This is a genomic window from Bacillus sp. JJ783, from assembly GCF_036963225.1.
Taxonomy (GTDB): Bacteria; Bacillota; Bacilli; order Bacillales; family Bacillaceae_G; genus Bacillus_A; species Bacillus_A cereus_U.
Genome location: NZ_JBALMG010000187.1, coordinates 269 through 1,718, shown reverse-complemented (window position 1 = coordinate 1,718; position 1,450 = coordinate 269). Strand labels below are relative to the sequence as shown.

The window sequence follows — 1,450 nt, the reverse complement described above, 5'->3', positions numbered from 1 at the left end:
CTTTTTATATTTTTTTGTTCATAGATACCAGCAGCCATCTCAGTTTGGAATCAAATAAATGCTCTATTATTACTTAAATATATTTTAATCTTATTAAAAATGATCCTAAATCATATCCTACATTTATTATTGCAATGGCTGAAATTATAGTTAATGGATATTTCACAAATGGATTATTTAAGATTTTTTTTATTTTTTTCATGTTGTAGTCCTCCATTATATTAATCATCTTATTTTTAATGTTATCATGAACATAGATATAATGATTTGTTTTTTATTAGATATTAAATCCTGTTTGCATGTTTACTTTCATTTTATGTACAATAAGGGAAAGAAATAGTATAAGGCAGGGGGAGGAAGCCCATGTCCAATCAACAATTAGTGAATTTACGTATTGATTTTGCATTTAAACAATTATTTGGTACAAGTGGGAATGAGGATATTCTGGTTGCCTTTTTAAATGCTATGTTACATGATTCTTTAGAATCACCCATTATATCCTTGCAGTTAGAAGATCCACATTTGCATCGAGAACATGAAGAAGATAAATTATCGATTTTAGATATCTCAGCGACATTAGATACGGGGACAAAGATAAATGTAGAAATACAGCTGAATAACAATCACGATATGATCAAACGAAGCTTGTATTATTGGGGAAGGTTATACACTTCTCAATTAAAAAAAGGAATGCCATATAGCTCACTGCATAAAACAATTACCATCAATTTGTTAAACTTTGTGATGTTTCCAGAATATGAAGCGTTTCATACAACAGGAATCTTGTGGAATCAGCAACAACAAAAGGTATTGAGTGATGATATAGAAGTGCATACTATTGAAATTCCGAAGTTAATGCAACAATGGCGTAATGAACAAGTAAATCCCTGGGAAGATTCGTTTGTTCGTTGGTTATTATTACTTCCAGCGAATGAAGATGAACACTTAACCCAAACATTGGAGGATATTGCGATGAACCAAGATCCAATTTTACAAAAGGCAATGAATAAGTGGGAACGTATGAGTCAAGATTCTTCTTTCCGTCAAGCCTATGAAGCAAGGGAAAAAGCATTAATGGATGAGGCTGCAAAGTTTGCTCATGCAGAACAACAAGGGATAAAAAAAGGAAGAGAAGAAGGAAAGCTTGCTGAACGTATTCAATTAGTTAGTGGTATGCATAAAAATGGAATGTCAGTAGAGGACATTGCAAAGTTCACGAAGTTAAGTATAGAAGAAATACGAGAAATTTTACAATCCTAAATAGATTAAAATAACACCTACAAATGTTTGTAGGTGTTATTTTTTTGGGGGGGCATTCTCAATTGGGGAAACTTTTGCGATCTATGCGACACCAAACTATTAATATGTACAAATGTAAACTTTTGGGTGAAAGTTTACTTTCGGGTTTAGAATCATTTATAGCTAATTTTGTAATAAATTTCTCAATATA

Annotated in this window: 2 protein-coding genes; one reads left to right on the top strand and one right to left on the bottom strand. The window is 31.5% G+C overall.

Features of this window, described 5'->3' with window-relative positions; genetic code table 11:
- Positions 1-73: 73 nt before the first annotated feature.
- Entirely contained in the window at positions 74-202 is a 129-nt protein-coding gene (locus tag V7038_RS27260; RefSeq protein ID WP_002107230.1) for a hypothetical protein, read from the bottom strand.
- Between the two features lie 161 nt (positions 203-363).
- Here V7038_RS27260 and V7038_RS27255 point away from each other — a divergent pair, with 161 nt between their 5' ends.
- Entirely contained in the window at positions 364-1,260 is an 897-nt protein-coding gene (locus tag V7038_RS27255; protein ID WP_098323289.1) for an Rpn family recombination-promoting nuclease/putative transposase, read from the top strand.
- Positions 1,261-1,450: the final 190 nt, after the last annotated feature.